Below are 20,012 nucleotides of genomic sequence, written 5' to 3'. Positions count from 1 at the left end.
TTTAAAAAATAATACCGCTATTTTAGCATTTTTAACTGGATAGTCAGTGATAAATTCAGTAGCTTGGCTAGAATTATCAATAACAAGTACAAAAAAGAGAAGTTTAATGACAAAAAGCAAAGTGATCAGTACAGAAGATATCTTATCAACTCTGTGTCATTCAGTGACTGGAGTTCTGTCTTCAGCAAGCGGTAACGGTATTAGTTATTCTGCCATGGTTCAAAAAATCACCCGCACCTGTATGCGTCCAGACATTGGCTGTTTTGTATTGTTCGATGGTGGCTTTACCGGTCTTGTGGTAACAAACTTCACAGCGCAAGCAGCCATGGAAATTTATCATGACTATATGCGTAACATGGGTATGCCAGAAGACGAAATTGCACAAAGCCATTTATCAGATGATGTGGCAAACGTACTGGGCGAGCTGATGAACCAAATCGTTGGTGACTTTACGTCAAAAGTACGCGACCAACTGCATACTTCTATTACGCAAAACCAACCTAAGATGATGGCGATTAACAAACAGGTACAAATTTCTGTTGATACCACCATGGATAGACCACAAGCACGCCGTGTGACATTCACTACTGCGAAGCAAAATATCTTCTATCTAGAGCTTGCGATGGATAAAACTGAATTTATCAAACTACATGATTTTGATATTTCAGAAGCCGTTGACCCAGATGACATCATCGAAAACGAAGCCAAACAAAAAGCTGAAAAGCAAAAAGCATCATCACAAGCAGACGATGCAGATGATGATTTTATGGCAGAACTTGGTTTGTAACCCAACGACTTGAGCTGTCAGCTATCAGCTTTCAGCCATCAGATAAAATATAAGCGCGGTTTAGTCCGCGCTTTTTTAATGACATTTTGCAAAGATGAATTCTCATTTAACAGTATTATTTTTATTGTACTTCAATGTTTTAGTGCATTGTTACATTTCTGGTGATAGCATCAAATAGTTAAATTTTATTAACTTGCTTTACTGGAGTTAGGCAAAGGAATGGTACTTAAACTTATAAAAAATGGCATTTTAATTTATTTCTTGGTTTTTAGTTCAATTACAATTGCGAGCTCAGAGCATAATAGGTTTAACAATTTTATAGAATTAACAATGCAGTATTCGATTAACCAGCTAGATGAAGAAGGTTTTTTAAAGTCTGCTAAGAATTTGAAAATTGCAAACATAGACTCTATCCAAGCAAAAGTATTTTATTTTATGGTGTTCAATCACCGTAGAGCGCTTGCTGATAAGTTAGGCATTAAAGTCGCCGTACATTTAACCGACCAAGATTGGCAAGAGTTAAAAAAGATTGATGCAGTAATGTATGGTGCTCAAAAGGCAACTTTTGTACAACTACATAACTCTGATGATTTATCGATAGTAGATGCTTTGAAAGACTTAAAAGCTGAATTAATCGCTTTAGACAACAAGCAAGCAATAGCTCAAGTTGCAGCTGATCTAGCACAATACTATTCATTATATAAAGAAGATCATCTGTCTGCTTTGATTGAGTATTTATATGCTATTGATAGTTTACCAACCTACGAAAATTCCCTGGCTGGGTATTTATATTCGAAAGAGTTTGCCCTACAAAGAATTATTTCAAGTTTTTATACTATGGGGGCTTACGAAACCGCCTTAGATTATGTATTGCAGCTTTACGCTTTATCTAATAAATATTTTGAAGTGTTAGACTATTCGACCCCATACTATGAAATGACATTTGTGTTAGCTCACGCAAAGCAATTCAGCAAAGCTTTAAATATCGCAGATTTCTACTTACAGAAAGTACAAAAAGAACGTTTAGAACAGTCATCTCAACTTTACGCAGTAATTGCCAAAAGTGCTGTTTTAATTAAAAGACAACAAGAGGGAGACCTTAAAACTGCTCAATCCTTACTTCTAAATGCTGAAACGGATCTGAATTCAGATAATTATGCTGTAAAAGCACGCAGCTTAGTAGTTAAAATTTTACTCGATTCCATCAATGGAAAGCTTCCAGAAGCTGAGAAGTCTGTTGATATTCTTAAGGAGTTTATTCAATCTAACCGTTCTATTTTTAGTCAGTCTGATTTAAGAGATCTCAACGAATTACAAAAGCTGGTTTTTGAATTTCTGGGTAAACCTGAACTGGCGAACAAAGCTATGATGGATAAATTTGAGTTTGAAAAAGATTTTATGCTTTCTGCTTTTAATAACTCTTTGAATAACGTGGGGAATTACTTACAAAGAGACATAGAAATACTGGCCCTCAAGGGATATAAAGCAGAAACTGAAAAACAAGCACTTAAAATTGAAACACAAAACCTGCGATTTCTTGTAATGGCTCTCATAATCACAATGTTAATCTTCTTAATTTCATGGTTAATTTGGCGACAGCTTTCTATTAAAAAGATCGCTGAAACAGATTCTCTGACTGGAGTTATGAATCGGAGAGCTATGTATACTTGGTTAGAAAAAAGAAAGCCTCGAAACTCGTTAAAATGCATCTGCTTATTAGACTTAGATCACTTTAAACAAATTAACGACAACTACGGGCATTTAACTGGCGATGAAGTGCTTACATCTTTTAGTCATTTTGTACAAACTCGTATTCGTAAGACAGATAAATTAAGTCGTTTTGGCGGTGAGGAGTTTTTACTTGTTTTAGACTCAATAGATAAAGAAAAAGCGCAAATTTTGATAGATAACATACGTGAGTCATTTCAAAACTATATAAATTGGCATACAACAACTTCTAACTTTTCTACTAGCTTCTCAGCAGGAATCATTGAGGTAAGTGGTGACTTTGAGTTGAAACAAGTGTTAGCTCAATGCGATGTGCTTTTATACAAGGCAAAAGAAAATGGCCGTGCTAGAAGTGAATCAGCTTGCTTCGAGGTTTAAATGGTCTAGTCCACAGCTTATAGCTTTGAACTTAAAGCTCGTTTAAAGCTTACATTCATCCAATTTATGCTTTACTCATAAAGCCTTAAATGGATTTGATGATTGCATGAATTACTTAAAAAACTTTATAACTAAATTTGTTTTCATGATGCAGAAGCGGCCGGGGTTGATGGCGGTGTTGGCTTTTTGTAGTGGTGTAACGAGCTATGTCTTTGTTGAGCGAAAAGAATCGTTTTCGCAACTTATCTCTATTTTGCTATTAGTCACTTGGTTGTGGTTGTTAATAGATAACTGGCTAAGAGATAAAGTAGAGGAGCGTTTTGGTGTGGCTGTGTCGCCCAACGTGATGCGCTTTGCGCTGCAAGTTGTGCAGCAAGAAAGTTTGTTTTTTGCTTTACCATTTTTCTTGGCGGTGACTACTTGGGACCATGGTCAGGCCGCGTTCACCGCTTTAATTATTCTTTGTGCGTTCGTTTCTGTTGTTGACCCCCTCTATTACAAAAAGCTTGCAAGGCACAGTGTCTGGTTTAGTGTGTTTCATAGCTTTTCTTTGTTTGTTGTGCTGTCGGTTACCTTACCCATTTTATTAAAGTTAACGACCAGCCAAAGTTTTGAAATTGCGCTGATCACGGCTGTTATTTTAACTGTCCCTAGTCTTGGCAATTTGATGCCCAATGCTAAATGGTGGCGTTTCCCGTTATTGGTGTTATTGCTTTGTGCTTTAAGTGCAGGGCTTTGGCAATTACGTAGCTTTGTGCCACCTGCGGCACTGCGTTTAACCGATATGAGTATGTCATATCAGTTAGATGCACAAGCACGTAAACCGCTTTCGCCAATATCAGAACTCACTGAGCAGAGCTTACATGAAAAAGGTCTATATAGTTTTAGTGCGGTAAAAGCACCGCGAGGGTTAAATGAAAAAATCTTCCATGTTTGGGTGCATAATCGAAAAGAAGTTGACCGCATAGCCTTGGATATTTCTGGTGGTCGTAAAGAGGGTTATCGAGCGTGGAGCCATAAAACGAATTTCCCTGCTAATGCTGCAGGGAAATGGGTCGTTAAAGTGGTTACCGAGTCTGGGCAGCTGATAGGGCAAAGAAGATTTGAGGTTACAGAAATATAGCGCTAAGTTACAAGCTGAAAGCTTCAAGTTTAAGAAGTGCGAGCTTAATGCTTAAGACTTACAGCTTTAAGCTTTGCGCTTAGTACGGGTTCTTCCCTTCACCTACCAGCACACTGAATATTCTTAAATCCAGTTCTAGTTGATGGTATTGCGGCTCCATGTGGCAGCAAAGTTGATAGAAGGCTTTGTTGTGGTCTTTTTCTTTAAAATGAGCCAGCTCGTGTACGACGAGTGCTTTGAGAAGTGGTTCAGGTGCGCGAAGCAGGTCGCTATTAATGGCAAGATCGTGTTTTCGGGTTTTACCTTGCATACGAAAAGTATGGGTGCCTAAGGCATTTGTGACCATATCGCCTTGTTTTTTGAATGCAGCACGGCCAAAAGGCAGGGCATTTTTAAGGTAGCGCTTTTTCAGCTCAGTGGCGTAACTGTATAAAGCTTTATCGCTGGTAATGCTATGCGCATCAGGGTATTTGCCCTTTAGGTATTTTGCGGCCCTGTCGCCATTAAATAGCTGTAACACTTGCTCAATGATGTGCGGCGGGTAACCTTGAAAATAACGGCTGTAATCTTTCATGTTTTCTCTGATAAATCGGGCGCTAAAATAAACTGCTTTGGCTTGCTTCGCGTTCACCTATAAACGGCGCAAGCACGGGGTGATTGTAACCTAAATCTTGGCAGAACTGTCTTGCTAAAAGTGGCGACTGGCGATTATCTGCGGTATGAAAAAACAAATAGGGTGATTTTCCTTCATCAAGCCATTGTTTTACTTTTTGTAGCCATGGCTGGTAATACGACTTGTATTCATGTTCAAGACTGGCAATCACAAAGCGTAACATTGGCTGATTTCCTGTTGCAATGGCATGCACAGGTAAATAAGGCTTTTTCTTTTGCGCATCAATGAGTGCATCGGTATTGGCGGGTACAGCAAATAAAGCGCGGGTATCCATACTGATACGGTCTATATTATTTTCAATTAATAGCTGATTTAAACGAATTTCTGCATCATCTTTTTGAAAGAAACCGGGGTGACGTACTTCTATACCGTAACTAAGTTGTTTGGGGAGTTGTGCAATAAAATTAGCAAGCAGTGGCAGTGCATCTGGGCCAAAGGCACGGGGTAGCTGCAACATAATTTGCCCCGTTTTAGCAAAAATTGGCTCAAATAAGTTTAGCCACGCATTAAGCTCACTAGTTATATTCGTCAGCTGTAATTCGTGACTAAAACGCCGATGAAACTTAAAAGTAAATTTAAAGTCTTCGGGTACCGCATCATGCCAGCGTAATAATGACTCGTGACTCGGATCAGCATAAAAACTGGTGTTGCCTTCGACTGAGTTAAAGCATTGCGCATACTCACTGAGCATGTCGGCGCTTTTACAGTGACTAGAGAGCAAATTTCCTTTCCATGCGGTGCTAGACCACTGCGGACAACCTAAATACAGCATTAAATCAACCAATAAATTTAAACTTTAGCTAGTGTATCAAAAGAAATGTTTGCTCAGAAGTCGAGGTATATATTTAGCCCCCGACAGGCACTGCTGGCACTCGCATTTTGCGATGGTTTGGGTATAATGCTCTGCCTTAAATGATTACTTTGTATAGTGGCTTTTGCTCTCAAAATAGCGAACTCTTAAGAGCAGGCGGCTATAAGTCTTTAACTGACAGGAATACTATGCGCTCTATATATTGCGGACAGCTAAATAAATCTCACGTAGATCAAGAAGTTGAACTATGTGGTTGGATCAACAAACGCCGTGACCTTGGTGGCCTTATCTTCGTCGATTTACGTGACAGAGAAGGTTTAGTACAAGTTGTTTTTGATCCTGAAGTAGAAGGATTAATGGATACTGCGAATAAACTACGTCAAGAGTTTTGTGTGCAGTTAAAAGGTGTTGTTCGCGCACGCCCTGATAGCCAAGTAAATAAAGACATGGCAACAGGTGAAGTTGAAATTTTAGGCACAAGCTTAACTATCATCAACCGTTCAGAGCCATTACCACTTGACTTTAATCAGCAAAACTCTGAAGAGCGCCGCTTAAAATACCGTTACCTTGATTTACGTCGTCTTGAAATGAGCGACCGTATCAAACTTCGTGCAAAAGCGAGCAGCTTTGTGCGTCGTTTCTTAGATGACAATGGTTTCTTAGATATCGAAACACCGGTACTAACAAAAGCAACACCTGAAGGTGCGCGTGACTACTTAGTACCTAGCCGTGTTCACAAGGGTAGCTTCTACGCTTTACCTCAGTCACCACAGTTATTTAAACAATTATTAATGATGTCGGGCTTTGACCGTTACTATCAAATTGTTAAATGTTTCCGTGACGAAGATTTACGTGCTGACCGTCAGCCAGAATTCACACAAATCGATTTAGAGACGTCATTCATGAGCTCTGATGAAGTGCGTGCAATGACTGAGAAAATGATCCGTGAAATGTGGCAATCATTATTAGACGTTGACTTAGGCGACTTCCCAGTAATGCCATACAGCGAAGCAATGAGTTTATATGGTTCTGATAAACCAGACCTACGTAACCCAATGCAGCTTGTTGACGTTGCTGATTTAGTAAAAGACGTTGAGTTTAAAGTATTCTCTGGTCCTGCTAATGACGAAAAAGGCCGTGTTGCTGTATTAACTGTACCAGGCGGTGCTGAGCTTTCTCGTAAACAAATCGACGATTACACTAAATTCATCGGTATCTATGGCGCGAAAGGCCTAGCATGGATGAAAGTTAACGACCGTGCTGCGGGCGTTGAAGGTGTACAATCACCAATCGCTAAGTTCTTAAACGAAGAGGTGATCAACCAGTTACTTGAGCGTACTAACGCACAATCTGGCGATATCATTTTATTTGGTGCTGATAAGCGTAGCGTTGTAAACGAAGCGATGGGTGCACTACGTCTTAAGATTGGTGTTGATTTAGGCATTACTAATCTTGATAGCTGGAAACCTTTATGGGTTGTTGACTTCCCGATGTTCGAAGAAGACGACGAAGGTACATTGCATGCGGTTCACCACCCATTCACTGCACCAAAAGGTATTTCTGCTCAAGAGCTTGAAGCAAACCCAGCTGGTGCATTATCAGATGCATACGACATGGTATTAAACGGCTACGAAGTTGGTGGTGGTTCGGTACGTATTCACAATGCTGACATGCAAGAAACTGCATTCAGAATCTTAGGCATTGACGCACAAGAGCAACAAGACAAGTTTGGTTTCTTACTTGACGCACTTAAATACGGTACACCACCGCATGCGGGTCTTGCGTTTGGTCTTGACCGTTTAGTTATGTTGCTATGTGGTACTGATAACATTCGTGACGTTATTGCTTTCCCTAAAACAACACAAGCATCATGTTTATTAACAGATGCACCAAGCAAAGCTAATGCAGATGCATTAACTGAGCTTGCAATTAATGTTGTAGCGAAAGACGCTGAATAATTCATAATAACTTGAATTATAAGACTTAATGAATAATAACCCTAAGGTGTATGCCTTAGGGTTTTTTTGTGTTTAAATGAATTTTTAGTATGTTCTTCAAGGAAAGAGTATGAATGTCAATCTAACTTTAATGGGCCAAATAATTTTTATTTTGATCCCTGTGTTTGCTGTTATCAGTTATTTCTTGGGTAAGCGCAAAACCTCCACACCTATCAGAATGGCCATTATTGGTGGGTTACTTGCGTTAGTTCCCTTATTTGGTCTTATTTTTATTGCAGTACTTGCATTTAAACAAGATATTGAGACCACCGCGTGATCGCAAGCCATTCCCTCTATTTTGAACACACTTTTGAAGTAAACCTAGCAGGGCAAACATTTTCACATTGCGAATTTGAGCAATGTGAATTTGTCGACTGTGACTTTAGCAATAGCCAGTTTGAAAACTGCCGGTTTATAGAATGTGAGTTTAAAAACTGTAATTTAGCTGCCCTTGGTCTTAGATACACCTCACTTGAAGAAGTGAGCTTTAAAGAGTGTAAATTAACCAGTGTACGCTTTACTGATGTTGATTGGCCGCTACTCGCCAGCCGTGCCCCAGTGAGTTTTGTTGGCTGTGAACTTAGCCACAGCAGCTTTTTTGAGCTTAGTTTAAAGGCTTTAAAAATGCGCAGCTGCTTTGCCAAAGATGTTGATTTTAGACATGCAGATTTAACATCTGCTGATTTTACTGATACGGATTTTCGTGACAGCTTGTTTCAACAAACTAATCTCAGTAAAGCTAATTTTATAGGTGCTAGTCACTTTGCCATTGATATAACTGCTAACAATATCAGTAAAGCCAAATTTGAACGTTATGCCGCTTTGGACTTGCTCGCAGGGCTCGATATAGAGCTGGTGGATTAAATATTTTTGCTAATTAAGGTTAAGGAAAGTTATGGATTTAAGTCCCATCACCTTGGAAGGTCAATTTGTTAAATTAGTGCCGTTAACGCTTGAGCATCGCGATGCTTTAGTAAACGCCGCTACGGATGGAAAGCTTTGGGAATTGTGGTTTACCTCGGTGCCCAATGAAGCACGTGTTGACGATTATTTAAACATGGCGTTTGAACAACAGTCACTTGGTCGCGCATTACCATTTGCTGTTATCGATAAACACACCGATGAGGTGATAGGCTCAACTCGCTTTTGTAATATCGACAGTAAAAACCGCCGTTTAGAAATTGGTTACACCTGGTATGCCAAGCGCTTTCAGCGAACTGGGGTTAATACTGAATGTAAAAAACTGCTACTGAGTTATGCATTTGAAACACTTAATGTGATTGCTGTTGAGTTTCGTACCCATTGGCATAATCAAGCTTCGCGCAATGCCATTGCTCGCTTAGGGGCGAAACAAGATGGGGTTCTTCGTAATCATCAAATCATGGCCGATGGATGCGTCCGCGATACTGTGGTGTTTTCAATTATTGATGGTGAGTGGCCGATGGTTAAACGTAGCCTAGAATTCAAATTAGCGCAGTCATAAAATGTTAGATATTAAAAAGGCGGCGCTATTGCTCGCTTTAACTCTTAGCGGGCAAACAGCCTTTGCAAACCAAACAGAGACACTGTTTGATACTAAGCGAGCCCGCCATATTCCGGTGACCATTACAGCAGCCGATAGCGAATGCACGGTAAAGAAAAAGTGCCCCGTGGCATTTATTGGAGCAGGCTATGGTATGGCGCATACAGAGTATCAATTTGCCCAGCAGGCCTTTCATCAGCATGGTTATTTAACGGTTGAAGTGGCTCATGAGTTAAAAGGCGATCCGAGTTTAAACCCTGAGCCACCCTACATGACCACACGCATGGAAAACTGGCACCGCGGTGTACAAACCCTTGAGTTTTTAGCCGTAGAACTTGCAAAGCGTTATCCTGCGTATGACTTTAATCAGCTCACTTTATTTGGGCACTCAAATGGGGGGGATATTGCAGCATTATATGCGGCTATTTATCCCGCTAAGGTAGCTAAGCTGATCACCCTTGATCATCGCCGTATGCTGATCCCGCGAAACAAAAATATTGCTGTACTGACACTACGCGGTAGCGATTACCCAGCAGATGACAACGTATTGCTAACGCCGCAAGAGCTCGCAGTATACCCAGTGACGCAAATTAAGCTTAAAGATTCGCGCCATAACGACATGTATGATGGTGGCCCAAAAGCGCTTGTAGCACGTATGAGTAAAGAACTTAACGCGTTTTTATCTCGCTTTTAATGCTCAGCTAAAACTGAGCATTAATATCGCTGCGAAAATTAAAATAGCCCATCTCGACAAGGTTGTTATACACACCCTCAATATTCAGTGGTAGCCATTGCTGGTACATTTTTAAATGGCTGTATTGAGGCAAGCTTATTTCTTTTTGTAAGGTCGCAAGGTTCTTACCTTTTAACATGCCATCGCGCACTGTAGTGTGTAAGTCTTGAATATAGTGTAAATAAGAGACAACATCATCGCGGTTGCCAGTATCTGCATGGCCACCTATAAATGCAGCAAATGTGGGTTCATTTAACACTGCTTTAGTTGAATGCAGCATGCCGTTAATATCGTAACCAATCAAATTTTTATATGGCATGCGGCCAAGTACAATCCAATCAACAACATAAAGTACATTGGCAGGCATAAAACGCATACTGACATTACCACGGCCATTATTGGGCCCATAGTATTTCAGTTGCACGTAGCTATCACCTAAATTGACTTTGAGTGTATCGGTAAATGTAAGATCAGGCAGGGCAGTAGGCACTTTATTTAATTTAAGGTCCTCAGCTGCAAATTGATGAGCGACGACCGTTGTGTTGTTATCGATTAGCTCATGACCGCCCATTGCATGGTCAACATGGCTATGGCTGTACAACATGTACTTGATATCGGCGTTAAAGGTTTTTTTGATATAGCTTTTTAAATATTTTGCGGCATCGCTATTAATAGGATCAGTCACCAAGGCAAGGTTATCAACAATCATAAAAGCGCTGTGGTAATGGCCAGCACTAAAGCGATATACATTGTCTTTAATGTTTTCGACTTTATAGTTTGCTGGTTCTGCACAGATGGCCTGATTAGTAACGAATATGAGCGCACAGAAAAGTAAGATTTGCAGACTTTTGAACATTAGCGATCCTTTTGCGTTGAAATGTGTCTAACTAACCATATCAAAGTTTAGCTAATAGTACATATTATACTACTTAAAGGCTTAGTTGATCTGCATCAAAGTTAAGGAGCTAAGCAAGGTGGGGCGGACATAAGTCCTTATGTTTTTGCCTGTGTTTCTCTATCCTCGCGAAGCGCTATAATGAAGAAATGCTATGCTTAGCACAGACTTCTAGAACCTTATTCACTGGAAAAGACAAATGCAACATTTACCTACCGTTGATTATAAAGCGAGCGATGCGGCCGCTCAATTTGTTGAGTCACTAAGAAACACAGGTTTCGGTGTATTAAAAAATCACCCAATTCCTCAGTCATTAGTTGAGTCTATTTACAAAAATTGGCAAGAATTCTTTAATTCTGAGCAAAAGCACGAGTTTTTATTTTCAAAAGAAACACAAGATGGTTACTTCCCACCATCAGTGTCAGAAGTTGCAAAAGGCTTTACCGTTAAAGATATTAAAGAGTACTACCACGTTTATCCAAAAGGCCGTGTTCCAGCACAGCTAGAAGAAGAAATTCGTGAGTACTACCGTTTAGCAAATGAGTTTGCAGCGACATTATTAAGTTGGGTTCAAGCTGAAGCACCAGAAGAAGTGCGTGCTAAGTTCTCTATTGACCTTAAAGATATGATTGCTAACTCTGAGCAAACACTCCTGCGTATTCTTCATTACCCACCAATGACAGGTGATGAAGAGCCAGGTGCAATCCGTGCAGCAGCGCATGGCGACATCAACTTATTAACTGTATTACCTGCGGCAAATGAGCCAGGTTTACAAGTACAAAAAACAGATGGCGGTTGGTTAGACGTACCATGTGATTTTGGTAACCTGATCATCAATATTGGTGACATGCTACAAGAAGCGTCAGGTGGTTACTTCCCATCAACGATTCACCGTGTGATCAACCCAACGGGTAAAGCGTCAACTAAATCACGTATTTCGTTACCATTATTCTTACACCCGCGTCCTGATGTTGTGCTTTCTGAGCGCTACACAGCAGACAGCTACTTACAAGAGCGTTTACGCGAGCTTGGAGTTAAGTAAAAATTGGTTATAAAGAGAAAGCGGCATTAAAGCCGCTTTTTTTATGCCTTAAATTTGTCTGCTAAGTTCAGCATTAAGTGTTAGTTTGCAAATAATTCCATGCATTATTGACTATCCTAGGTATAATGCGCGCACTTCGCCGAATCGGCTGAATTTTTTAAAGAGAGATAGTATGAGTTTTGATGGGTTAGGTTTATCACCAGCTTTAGTAAATGCAGTTTTAGAAAAGGGCTATGAAGCACCTACGCCTATTCAATCACAAGCTATCCCTGCGATCATTGAAGGCCGTGATGTTATGGCCGCAGCGCAAACTGGTACAGGTAAAACAGCAGGTTTTACACTGCCGTTAATTGAGCGTTTGTCAAAGGGCCCTAAAGCGGGTGGCAATAAAGTACGCGCATTAGTATTGGCTCCAACTCGCGAGTTGGCTCTACAAGTAAGCGAAAATGTTGAGCAATATGCTAAGCATTCAAATGTTAGCTCATTTGTTGTTTATGGTGGCGTTAAAATTAACCCACAAATGATGCGCCTTCGTAAAGGTGTTGATATTTTAGTGGCCACACCTGGTCGTTTATTAGATCTACACAATCAAAATGCTGTTAAGTTTGATGATTTAGAAGTGCTGATCCTTGATGAAGCAGACCGTATGCTTGATATGGGCTTTATTCATGACATCAAACGTATCATTGCTAAATTGCCTGCTAAACGTCAGAACCTGATGTTCTCAGCGACGTTCTCTGATGAAATTCGTGAACTTGCAAAAGGGCTCATTAACGATCCCGTTGAGATTTCAGTCGCGGCAAAAAACACCACAGCTAAAACTGTTACTCAATCTGTTTATGCGCTAGATAAATCACGTAAAACAGCATTGCTTAGCCACCTGATCCGTACTAACGATTGGCAGCAAGTATTGGTATTTTGCCGTACTAAGCATGGTGCTAACCGTTTAGTTAAGCAGCTTGAACGCGATGATATTGTCGGCGCTGCCATTCACGGGAATAAATCGCAAGGCGCTCGCGTTAAAGCACTCGAAGGCTTTAAATCGGGTGAAGTGCGCGTATTAGTGGCAACCGATATTGTTGCCCGTGGTCTTGATATTGTTGAGCTACCTCACGTTGTTAACTACGATCTACCGAATATTTATGAAGATTACGTACATCGTATTGGCCGTACAGGCCGAGCGGGTGCATCAGGTCATGCTATTTCGTTTGTAACAGTAGATGATGCCGACGATTTATATGGTATTGAGCGCTTTATTGGTGAGCTTATTCCGCGTGCAACCGAAGCAGGTTTTGAGCCAAACAAACCGGTTGCTGAAAAGCCGCTAGATACGCGTCCAATCAAGCCGAAAAAGCCAAAGAAACCGAAAAAGCCAAAAGCACCAGCTCAAGATGGTCAAGGTGTAGCAAAACCTGCACAAAAGCCAAAACCTAAATCGCAAAAGCGTCCTTCACAAGGTAAGTGGCAGGGTAAGGGTAAAGAGCAAGGCCAAAACCAAAAAGGTGCAAACAACGGGAATAAATCAAATAACACTAAACCAGCAGGTAATAAACCTGCGGGTAATCGTCAGCGTGTATCGGGGCCATCTCGCCCAAGACGTAAGCCCGCTGCGGATAGTTAATAGCAGTAAAAACAAAAAACGCGCAATTGCGCGTTTTTTGTTTTAAATGAGTTTAATGCAATATAAGGTGGCGACACCAATAAAGAGTGTCACGGTGACACTTAACAAAGTGCCCAGCATGACATACTCAGTAAGTTGTTTTTCGCTACTTTCTTTTAAATCACCGAATCGAAAGATAGATTTGGCCGCCAGTAGAAAGCCCACGCCGCCGTATTCACCTAACAAGATAAAGCTCAACATTAACACTCGCTCGAGCAAGCCAATAAAATGCCCCGCGGCAGGAATGCTGCCTTCATTGTTTATCTGAATATTGATTTTCTCTAGCATCATGCGAATAAACACAGAGCTTGGGTTAAGCACCAATAAATAAGCTGCAATAACAAACAAAGTATCGAGGGCAATCAGCTTTTGCCACGCTAAGCTATAAAATTCATTCTTATCACTAAGCCAAATGCTTAGCATTACAATCACAACAAGATGCGCCAACTGGTCGAGTAAAAACGGCACCACGCCTTTATTTGAATATGACTTTGCCAAGTCAATGACATAGTGGCTTAGCATAATCGCAACCGTTGCTAACAATACACGAGAGAACTCTTGCCAGCCATAAGTGTATTCCCATAGTGTGAGCACAGCTAAAGAGGTCACGCCGTGTGTTAATACGTGCAAATAGAGTTTACTGGCACGAAAGTGACGGTTGTTTCTGTCGTGTACCCAGCTCATTGGTTGCCAATAAAAGTCTGCAAGTAAGTGGCCCAATACTAATGCGGTGAGTAATAGAGCAAAACTGGTCATAACAATCCTTTGAGTGTGGTTTGGCTGTAATTTATAAAGCGCTCGATAAGTTGATAATGCGCCAGGTTGAGTAACTTCGTGACATTCTCTCGGCTAGTATTAAGCTCTTTAGCAAGCTCTGCATGGCTGTTGTTCTCGGCGGTTAAATAATAAAACAGGGCATTGGCCTGCTTTTGACTCATTTTTTCAAGCAGGACTTCGACAAGCGCAATATTAAGCGCAAAGCCTTCTTCAAGGGCGTTATTTTCAATATTTAACACTAAGCGTTGCTGGCCGATGTTATCTAAACCACGACCAGATAAGGTATAAGCACTGCCTGTGGCTGTTTTTATATCGGCGCGGGGGTTGTCGAGTGAGCCAATGGCCAAGCTTTGTCGCAGTTCGTAATTGGCTGCTTTCATTTGCAAATACAACAAGATTGCTGCATGACACACCAGTTCTGGCTCTGTTAGCTGTACTTGTAATGCATCGCCACGGTAAATGGTAAAGCTTGCATTAAAACGCTTGGCAACAAAGCGTAAGCTTTGATCAAGCTGATAAAGCATAGCGTCGTATTCTTGTTGTGGAATTTTTTGTGATTTAATTAAATCACCGCTGATCACCGCAATCATTATGATCCCTTAGATTAAGTAACTTAATTTAGTTACATCGCGATAAGTAACCAAATTTGGTTACTTTTTTTTATGTAACCAATTTAGGTTACTTTTTCGTAAATATCAACCTAGATATGCTACAGTGAACACAAATCACTAAAGAACAGAAAACTATGTCAGCAGTTGATAAGCCAAGAGTCGGTATTTTTGTAGATGTACAAAACATTTATTACACCTGTAGAGAAAGCTACAAGAAAAACTTTGACTACAATGCCTTTTGGGCACAAATGAGCGAACGCTATCAAATTGATTGCGCCATTGCATATGCAATATATCGTGGCGATGAAAAGCAATCGCAGTTTCAAAATATTCTGCGCGCAATTGGTTTTGAGGTAAAACTGAAACCTTTTATTCAGCGCAAAGATGGCAGTGCAAAAGGGGATTGGGATGTTGGCATTACCATTGATATGCTAGAGCATGCCAAGCAGCTCGATAAAATGGTATTGCTTTCGGGTGATGGTGATTTTGCCTTATTACTTGGTCACTTAGCGAATAAGTATCAGCTACCGTGTGATGTCTATGGAGCAGAGCAGCTTACCGCTGATATTTTAAAGCAAGCCGCCGCTGAATTTCATTGTATTGACGATTCACTGCTACTATCAAGGTGAAAAAATATTCCTATAAAAATAAAATGTTTAACTAAAGTATTATTTCAGCTAAGCTAACATTAGCTACACTTTATGATAAATAAAGGAATAGTCACGCACAACGCACTAAATTATGCAAAAAAGCATAAATAAAGGTGTAATAGGACATTGTTGATGTGGTTTCTAATTTTCTTGTCTGTTAAATAAAACGTTTTAATTCAATTAATTAAAAATAAATATGAAAGATATACGAATTTTTATAAAAAATATAATGACAACGCTGTCATTTGTTGTGTAACATTAAATCAACAAAGGTTGAGATGATTTCGCATTCTGATAAGAAAAATAATGCGATTTAGACAAAAACTAAACGAAGGCTAGGGGTCGTTAAATGATGGCGAAGAGTGTGAATGAGGACCAATTGTTTATTGGTATTGATGGTGGCGGAACGAAATGTCGAGCAACTATCTACTCTGTTAAACAAGGTGTATTAGGAACTGGCCTAGGTGGTCCTGCAAATCCATTACATGGTTTGGAACGTACTCTCGAATCAATTATGGTCTCAACACAATTAGCACTTCGTGATGCGGGTTTACCGCTTGAAACCGTTCATCAGCTTTATGCCGGCTTAGGTTTAGCAGGTGTAAACCTACCAAGTTTGTACGACAAGATTATGGAATGGGAGCATCCATTCAAACAAATGTTCCTCACCACTGACTTACACACAGCCTGTATCGGCGCCCATGAAGGGAGTGATGGTGCGGTGATCATCACAGGCACTGGCTCTTGTGGTTTTTCTTGTGTAAATGGTCGCACAACTAACTTTGGCGGTCATGGCTTTGCTCTAGGAGATAAAGGCAGTGGTGCCTGGATGGGTCTTGAAGCAATAAAAGCGACCTTGTTAGACCTTGATGGCCTAGGCGAAGCAACAAACCTAACTAACGTGATCACCGAGCATTTTGCAGCTGACAATGCGATGGCAATTGTTGAACAAATGTCTGGTCAGCCTTCGAGTAGTTTTGCCAAATTAGCCCGTTATGTATTTGAAGCAGCCAATAATAATGACAAAGTTGCTATCTCCATTGTGAAAGAAGGGGCTGATTACGTTAGTAAATTAGCGCAGCGCTTATTAGAGAATAACCCGCCACGGTTATCTATGATTGGCGGTTTAGCCGAGCCATTAAATAAGTGGCTTGCAGAAGATATTGCGAAACGCGTTGAATCCCCTATTCAACCACCGGAAATGGGCGCGGTGTATTTTGCTCAGCAATCTGTGCTTGAACAAAACCAAGAGGTAAGTTTGTAATGACGATTTATCATGCAAGTTCATTGTTTACCGGTGACGAATTTTTATCTGATGTGTATTTTAGCGTCGACAATGGTGTGTTTAAGCGTGTTGAAGCAGATGCTAATGCCGTTGCATTAACGGGTTTAGTGGCCCCTGGTTTTATTGATGTACAAGTAAATGGCGGTGGCGGGGCGTTTTTTAACGCTGAACAAACGCCAGATTGCTTAGATAGAATAGCCAAAGCACATGGTCAGTTTGGTTCAACTGCGATTATGCCAACCCTGATCACTGACAAAGTTGAAGTCATGGCAAAAGCGGCCGATGCCACTGCACAAGCAATTGCTGAAGGTGTTCCGGGCATAATGGGTGTGCACTTCGAAGGCCCGCACCTTTCATTAGGGAAAAAAGGCACCCACAGCGAGCAATTCATTCGCCCTATTACAGAACAAGAATTTGCGATTTACGCCCGCCAAGACTTAGGCATTAAAATGGTTACCTTAGCACCTGAAAATGTCAGTGCTGATGATATCGCACGCTTAGTGGAGAGTGGTGTAAAAGTGTGTATTGGCCACACCAATGCAGACTTTGCGACCACCAATGCAGCACTTGCAGCAGGGGCTGATGGTTTTACCCACTTATTTAATGCCATGTCAGCATTTACATCACGAGAGCCGGGTGTTGTTGGTGCTGCACTTTGGGATGATAACAGTTGGTGCGGCTTAATTGTTGATGGTCACCATATACACCCATCATCAGCTAAATTAGCAATTCGCACCAAACAGCGCGGAAAAATTATGTTAGTCACAGATGCTATGCCACCTGTAGGGACTGACGATATGGAGTTTGATTTCTTTGATGGCCGTAAAGTTATTCGTACTGGCGATCGATTAAATTCAACGACCGGTGAATTAGCAGGCAGCGTACTTGATATGGCAAGTGCGGTGCGCAACACAGTGAACACATTGGATGTTAGCCTTGCTGAGAGCTTACGTATGGCATCACTTTATCCTGCACAATATTTAGGTTTACATAAAAAAGGTCGCTTACAGAGCGGGTTTGACGCTGACTTTGTGGTGTTAGACGCACAGCAAAATGTACAAGCCACCTTTATTGCTGGAAAAGCGCTATAACAAGCTTCCCTGGTAAAAACCCCGCCGTTGTATCGCGGGGCTTTTTCTATTTAAGGTAATACAATGACAACAACACAACCAACAAGAAAACGTTTGGCATCGCTGGATGCACTGCGCGGCATGGATATGTTTTGGATATTAGGCGGACAGTCACTATTCGCAGCGCTCTTCGTTTTAACTGGCTGGACTGGCTGGAAAGTTTTTGAAGCACACACCGTGCACAGCGTTTGGCATGGCTTCACATTTTACGATCTGATTTTCCCATTGTTTATATTTTTATCGGGTGTGGCGATGGGGCTAGCCCCAAAACGCATTGACCATTTACCGTTTGATGAGCGCAAAGTGTATTACCGCAAGGCGGGTAAACGTCTTTTACTATTGTGTTTATTAGGTATTTTGTATAACCACGGCTGGGGCACAGGGATGCCAATGGCGTTGGATGAAATTCGTTATGCCAGTGTGCTTGGCCGCATCGCTATTGCCTGGTTCTTCTGTGCAATGTTGGTTTGGCATACTAGTTTACGAACACAAATTATTACCGCTGCGGCTATTTTAGTGGGTTATTGGTTACTACTTTGTTTTGTTCCAGTGCCGGGTGGCAGTGCTGGTGACCTTTCAGCAGCAGGGAGTTGGAATGCATGGTTTGATGCACACTTACTGCCGGGTATTAGTTATCAAAACCGTGTAGTAGACCCAGAAGGTGTGTTGTCGAATATCCCTGCGATAGTCAATGCATTAATGGGTGTGTTTGCAGGTCAATTAGTGGCTCGAGCTCAGCAAATTGGCGAGTGGAAAATGACCGCCTTATTGTTCGCCGCAGGTGTGGTAAGTGTATGCTTAGGCTGGTTATGGGATTTACAGTTCCCAGTAAATAAAGAACTTTGGACCAGCTCATTTGTGCTTGTAACCGTTGGCTGGAGTGCCATATTGCTCGCCGTTTTTTATGCACTGGTTGATATTTTACCGGGGCAACGCGCTGCGTATCCATTTGTGATCATAGGTGCAAACTCGATTATTATTTATTTAGCGTCAAGTCTTGTGAATTGGGGCTATGTCAGCCAAAGCGTATTTGGTGGGGTGATTCGAGCTGTGCCAGAGGCGTGGCAACCCCTGATGGCGGTCATTGCGTTATTAGCAGTACAAATGCTGGTATTACATTGGATGTATCGCCGTAAGATCTTTGTTAGTGTTTGATAATTATTAAACACTAACAGAAAGAGTAATTTTTTATTCACTTTTACTTTACAAAGATAAAACTAGAAGTGATAATGACAGCGTTGTCATAATGGTTATAGCTACTGCATCGTATCCTGGCAGTGGTTTGATCTAAAACCCAGCTCGATTGCACGTGGGGTTGGGTTTTAGGTCCCATTTTTTTCCAACTTATAATTAGAGCTAATCGATATGCAAATAGTGATTCTTGATGATGCAGCCCAAGTTGCAGCGTATGGTGCCAACATCTTTGCGAAACAATTACTAAAAAAACCAGCCTCGGTTCTTGGTCTTGCCACAGGTTCAACACCTGTTGCTTTGTACCAACAACTGATCGAAAAAAATAAAGCTGGCGATATTTCGTTTAGCCAAGCGACAACATTTAACTTAGACGAATACTTAGGTTTAACTGGCGAGCATCCACAAAGTTACCGTTACTTTATGAATGAGCAGCTGTTTAACCATGTTGATATCGACAAACAAAACACCCATGTACCGCCGGGTGATGCAGTAAATCCGCTTGTTGCTTGTACTGAATATGAGCAAAAAATCACAGCCGCTGGTGGTGTTGACGTACAACTACTTGGTATTGGCCGTAATGGTCACATCGGTTTTAACGAACCTTCATCAGGTTTGACATCACGCACCCGTGTAAAAACACTGACGAAAGCGACGATTGAAGACAATGCGAGATTTTTTGCAGAAGGCGAATATCAACCGCATTTATCAATCACTATGGGTATTGGTACTATTTTAGAAGCCAAGAAAGTAGTGCTTTTAGCTACGGGTGCAAGTAAAGCGGATGCCGTTCACGCCATGGTAGAAGGCCCGTTAATGGCTAAATGCCCAGCTTCAGCATTGCAACTTCATAAAGATGCGGTGATCATCATTGATAAAGCTGCCGCAAGTAAATTAGAAGATTTAGAGTTCTATCAGCATATTGAAGCTGAGAACCAAAAACTACAAGCGCACCTAGCGACCTTGTAAAATTGTGAGAGAGAATAAAAAAGCCCAGTTTGGGCTTTTTTTATGCCTGT

20 protein-coding genes are annotated in these 20,012 nt (G+C 41.1%); 15 read left to right on the top strand and 5 right to left on the bottom strand.

Going from position 1 to position 20,012, the window contains the following annotated elements; genetic code table 11:
* Positions 1-106 precede the first annotated feature (106 nt).
* From CWC28_RS05440 to CWC28_RS05430, 3 genes are all read left to right on the top strand, one after another.
* The gene (locus CWC28_RS05440; RefSeq protein ID WP_063705977.1) at positions 107-787 is read left to right on the top strand and encodes a DUF3334 family protein; all 681 of its coding nucleotides are present in this window, start codon (positions 107-109) and stop codon (positions 785-787) included.
* Between the two features lie 219 nt (positions 788-1,006).
* Positions 1,007-2,893, top strand: a complete 1,887-nt coding sequence (locus tag CWC28_RS05435; RefSeq protein WP_063705975.1) for a GGDEF domain-containing protein — start codon at positions 1,007-1,009, stop codon at positions 2,891-2,893.
* Between the two features lie 106 nt (positions 2,894-2,999).
* Complete coding sequence (locus CWC28_RS05430; RefSeq protein ID WP_063705973.1) at positions 3,000-4,016, top strand: DUF5924 family protein; 1,017 nt, start codon at positions 3,000-3,002, stop codon at positions 4,014-4,016.
* A gap of 79 nt (positions 4,017-4,095) precedes the next feature.
* Here CWC28_RS05430 and CWC28_RS05425 read toward each other — a convergent pair whose 3' ends face one another.
* Together CWC28_RS05425 and CWC28_RS05420 are read right to left on the bottom strand one after the other, a co-directional pair.
* On the bottom strand, positions 4,096-4,590 hold the full coding sequence (locus tag CWC28_RS05425; protein ID WP_062564226.1) for a M48 metallopeptidase family protein: 495 nt from the start codon (positions 4,588-4,590) through the stop codon (positions 4,096-4,098).
* 22 nt (positions 4,591-4,612) lie between these two features.
* Positions 4,613-5,461, bottom strand: coding sequence for a DUF72 domain-containing protein (locus tag CWC28_RS05420; RefSeq protein WP_063705971.1), 849 nt, complete (start codon positions 5,459-5,461; stop codon positions 4,613-4,615).
* 227 nt (positions 5,462-5,688) lie between these two features.
* On the opposite strand from CWC28_RS05420, the gene aspS reads away from it, so the two are divergent.
* The 5 genes from aspS (at position 5,689) to CWC28_RS05395 (ending at position 9,713) form a co-directional block, all read left to right on the top strand.
* On the top strand, positions 5,689-7,458 hold the full coding sequence (gene aspS / locus CWC28_RS05415) for an aspartate--tRNA ligase (protein WP_063705968.1): 1,770 nt from the start codon (positions 5,689-5,691) through the stop codon (positions 7,456-7,458).
* A gap of 109 nt (positions 7,459-7,567) precedes the next feature.
* Entirely contained in the window at positions 7,568-7,774 is a 207-nt protein-coding gene (locus CWC28_RS05410; protein ID WP_063705966.1) for a hypothetical protein, read from the top strand.
* Positions 7,771-8,361 (top strand): pentapeptide repeat-containing protein, encoded by a 591-nt coding sequence (locus CWC28_RS05405; protein WP_240494383.1) that lies wholly within the window; start codon positions 7,771-7,773, stop codon positions 8,359-8,361. The genes CWC28_RS05410 and CWC28_RS05405 overlap by 4 nt, the downstream gene beginning before the upstream one ends.
* Positions 8,362-8,392: 31 nt before the next feature.
* Entirely contained in the window at positions 8,393-8,980 is a 588-nt protein-coding gene (locus CWC28_RS05400; protein ID WP_063705963.1) for a GNAT family N-acetyltransferase, read from the top strand.
* Position 8,981: 1 nt separating this feature from the next.
* Positions 8,982-9,713, top strand: coding sequence for an alpha/beta fold hydrolase (locus CWC28_RS05395; RefSeq protein WP_063705961.1), 732 nt, complete (start codon positions 8,982-8,984; stop codon positions 9,711-9,713).
* A gap of 7 nt (positions 9,714-9,720) precedes the next feature.
* Here CWC28_RS05395 and CWC28_RS05390 read toward each other — a convergent pair whose 3' ends face one another.
* Positions 9,721-10,608, bottom strand: coding sequence for an MBL fold metallo-hydrolase (locus tag CWC28_RS05390; RefSeq protein WP_138624848.1), 888 nt, complete (start codon positions 10,606-10,608; stop codon positions 9,721-9,723).
* 238 nt (positions 10,609-10,846) lie between these two features.
* Here CWC28_RS05390 and CWC28_RS05385 point away from each other — a divergent pair, with 238 nt between their 5' ends.
* Positions 10,847-11,689, top strand: coding sequence for an isopenicillin N synthase family dioxygenase (locus CWC28_RS05385; RefSeq protein WP_054551580.1), 843 nt, complete (start codon positions 10,847-10,849; stop codon positions 11,687-11,689).
* A 172-nt stretch (positions 11,690-11,861) separates the two neighbouring features.
* Positions 11,862-13,310: a DEAD/DEAH box helicase gene (locus CWC28_RS05380; RefSeq protein WP_063705959.1), complete on the top strand. Its 1,449-nt coding sequence runs from the start codon at positions 11,862-11,864 to the stop codon at positions 13,308-13,310.
* A gap of 42 nt (positions 13,311-13,352) precedes the next feature.
* Here the strand turns inward: CWC28_RS05380 and CWC28_RS05375 are convergent, their stop codons facing one another.
* Both CWC28_RS05375 and CWC28_RS05370 read right to left on the bottom strand, forming a co-directional pair.
* A complete protein-coding gene (locus tag CWC28_RS05375; protein WP_063705957.1) occupies positions 13,353-14,105 on the bottom strand; it encodes a DUF3307 domain-containing protein in 753 nt (250 codons plus the stop codon).
* Positions 14,102-14,716: a hypothetical protein gene (locus CWC28_RS05370; protein ID WP_062564219.1), complete on the bottom strand. Its 615-nt coding sequence runs from the start codon at positions 14,714-14,716 to the stop codon at positions 14,102-14,104. The genes CWC28_RS05375 and CWC28_RS05370 overlap by 4 nt, the downstream gene beginning before the upstream one ends.
* A gap of 155 nt (positions 14,717-14,871) precedes the next feature.
* Here CWC28_RS05370 and CWC28_RS05365 point away from each other — a divergent pair, with 155 nt between their 5' ends.
* The 5 genes from CWC28_RS05365 to nagB all read left to right on the top strand — a co-directional run bounded on the left by CWC28_RS05365 (position 14,872) and on the right by nagB (position 19,962).
* Positions 14,872-15,366, top strand: coding sequence for a LabA-like NYN domain-containing protein (locus tag CWC28_RS05365; protein WP_063705954.1), 495 nt, complete (start codon positions 14,872-14,874; stop codon positions 15,364-15,366).
* Between the two features lie 370 nt (positions 15,367-15,736).
* Complete coding sequence (gene nagK, locus CWC28_RS05360) at positions 15,737-16,651, top strand: N-acetylglucosamine kinase (RefSeq protein WP_119852015.1); 915 nt, start codon at positions 15,737-15,739, stop codon at positions 16,649-16,651.
* Positions 16,651-17,763 carry an N-acetylglucosamine-6-phosphate deacetylase gene (gene nagA / locus CWC28_RS05355; protein ID WP_138624847.1) on the top strand — a complete coding sequence of 371 codons (1,113 nt, stop codon included), beginning with the start codon at positions 16,651-16,653 and terminating at the stop codon, positions 17,761-17,763. Before nagK ends, nagA begins: the two co-directional genes overlap by 1 nt.
* Before the next feature lie 63 nt (positions 17,764-17,826).
* Positions 17,827-18,957, top strand: a complete 1,131-nt coding sequence (nagX, locus tag CWC28_RS05350) for a transmembrane glucosamine N-acetyltransferase NagX (protein ID WP_105173961.1) — start codon at positions 17,827-17,829, stop codon at positions 18,955-18,957.
* A gap of 210 nt (positions 18,958-19,167) precedes the next feature.
* The gene (gene nagB / locus CWC28_RS05345; protein WP_063705946.1) at positions 19,168-19,962 is read left to right on the top strand and encodes a glucosamine-6-phosphate deaminase; all 795 of its coding nucleotides are present in this window, start codon (positions 19,168-19,170) and stop codon (positions 19,960-19,962) included.
* Positions 19,963-20,012: the final 50 nt, after the last annotated feature.

Source organism: Pseudoalteromonas sp. S4492 (genome assembly GCF_005886115.1).
Classification (GTDB): Bacteria; Pseudomonadota; Gammaproteobacteria; order Enterobacterales; family Alteromonadaceae; genus Pseudoalteromonas; species Pseudoalteromonas gelatinilytica.
This window is presented reverse-complemented; position numbering and strand designations above follow the sequence as displayed.

What these genes read in the sequence shown, in the direction of transcription:
- CWC28_RS05425 (WP_062564226.1), bottom strand. Translation starts at nt 4,590, where the DNA reads ATGAAAGATTACAGCCGTTATTTTCAAGGTTACCCGCCGCACATCATT.
- nagK (WP_119852015.1), top strand. Translation starts at nt 15,737, where the DNA reads ATGATGGCGAAGAGTGTGAATGAGGACCAATTGTTTATTGGTATTGAT.
- CWC28_RS05420 (WP_063705971.1), bottom strand. Translation starts at nt 5,461, where the DNA reads ATGCTGTATTTAGGTTGTCCGCAGTGGTCTAGCACCGCATGGAAAGGA.
- CWC28_RS05400 (WP_063705963.1), top strand. Translation starts at nt 8,393, where the DNA reads ATGGATTTAAGTCCCATCACCTTGGAAGGTCAATTTGTTAAATTAGTG.
- nagA (WP_138624847.1), top strand. Translation starts at nt 16,651, where the DNA reads ATGACGATTTATCATGCAAGTTCATTGTTTACCGGTGACGAATTTTTA.
- aspS (WP_063705968.1), top strand. Translation starts at nt 5,689, where the DNA reads ATGCGCTCTATATATTGCGGACAGCTAAATAAATCTCACGTAGATCAA.
- CWC28_RS05390 (WP_138624848.1), bottom strand. Translation starts at nt 10,608, where the DNA reads ATGTTCAAAAGTCTGCAAATCTTACTTTTCTGTGCGCTCATATTCGTT.
- nagX (WP_105173961.1), top strand. Translation starts at nt 17,827, where the DNA reads ATGACAACAACACAACCAACAAGAAAACGTTTGGCATCGCTGGATGCA.
- CWC28_RS05395 (WP_063705961.1), top strand. Translation starts at nt 8,982, where the DNA reads ATGTTAGATATTAAAAAGGCGGCGCTATTGCTCGCTTTAACTCTTAGC.
- CWC28_RS05385 (WP_054551580.1), top strand. Translation starts at nt 10,847, where the DNA reads ATGCAACATTTACCTACCGTTGATTATAAAGCGAGCGATGCGGCCGCT.
- CWC28_RS05375 (WP_063705957.1), bottom strand. Translation starts at nt 14,105, where the DNA reads ATGACCAGTTTTGCTCTATTACTCACCGCATTAGTATTGGGCCACTTA.
- CWC28_RS05440 (WP_063705977.1), top strand. Translation starts at nt 107, where the DNA reads ATGACAAAAAGCAAAGTGATCAGTACAGAAGATATCTTATCAACTCTG.
- CWC28_RS05365 (WP_063705954.1), top strand. Translation starts at nt 14,872, where the DNA reads ATGTCAGCAGTTGATAAGCCAAGAGTCGGTATTTTTGTAGATGTACAA.
- CWC28_RS05430 (WP_063705973.1), top strand. Translation starts at nt 3,000, where the DNA reads ATGAATTACTTAAAAAACTTTATAACTAAATTTGTTTTCATGATGCAG.
- CWC28_RS05380 (WP_063705959.1), top strand. Translation starts at nt 11,862, where the DNA reads ATGAGTTTTGATGGGTTAGGTTTATCACCAGCTTTAGTAAATGCAGTT.
- CWC28_RS05410 (WP_063705966.1), top strand. Translation starts at nt 7,568, where the DNA reads ATGAATGTCAATCTAACTTTAATGGGCCAAATAATTTTTATTTTGATC.
- nagB (WP_063705946.1), top strand. Translation starts at nt 19,168, where the DNA reads ATGCAAATAGTGATTCTTGATGATGCAGCCCAAGTTGCAGCGTATGGT.
- CWC28_RS05370 (WP_062564219.1), bottom strand. Translation starts at nt 14,716, where the DNA reads ATGATTGCGGTGATCAGCGGTGATTTAATTAAATCACAAAAAATTCCA.
- CWC28_RS05435 (WP_063705975.1), top strand. Translation starts at nt 1,007, where the DNA reads ATGGTACTTAAACTTATAAAAAATGGCATTTTAATTTATTTCTTGGTT.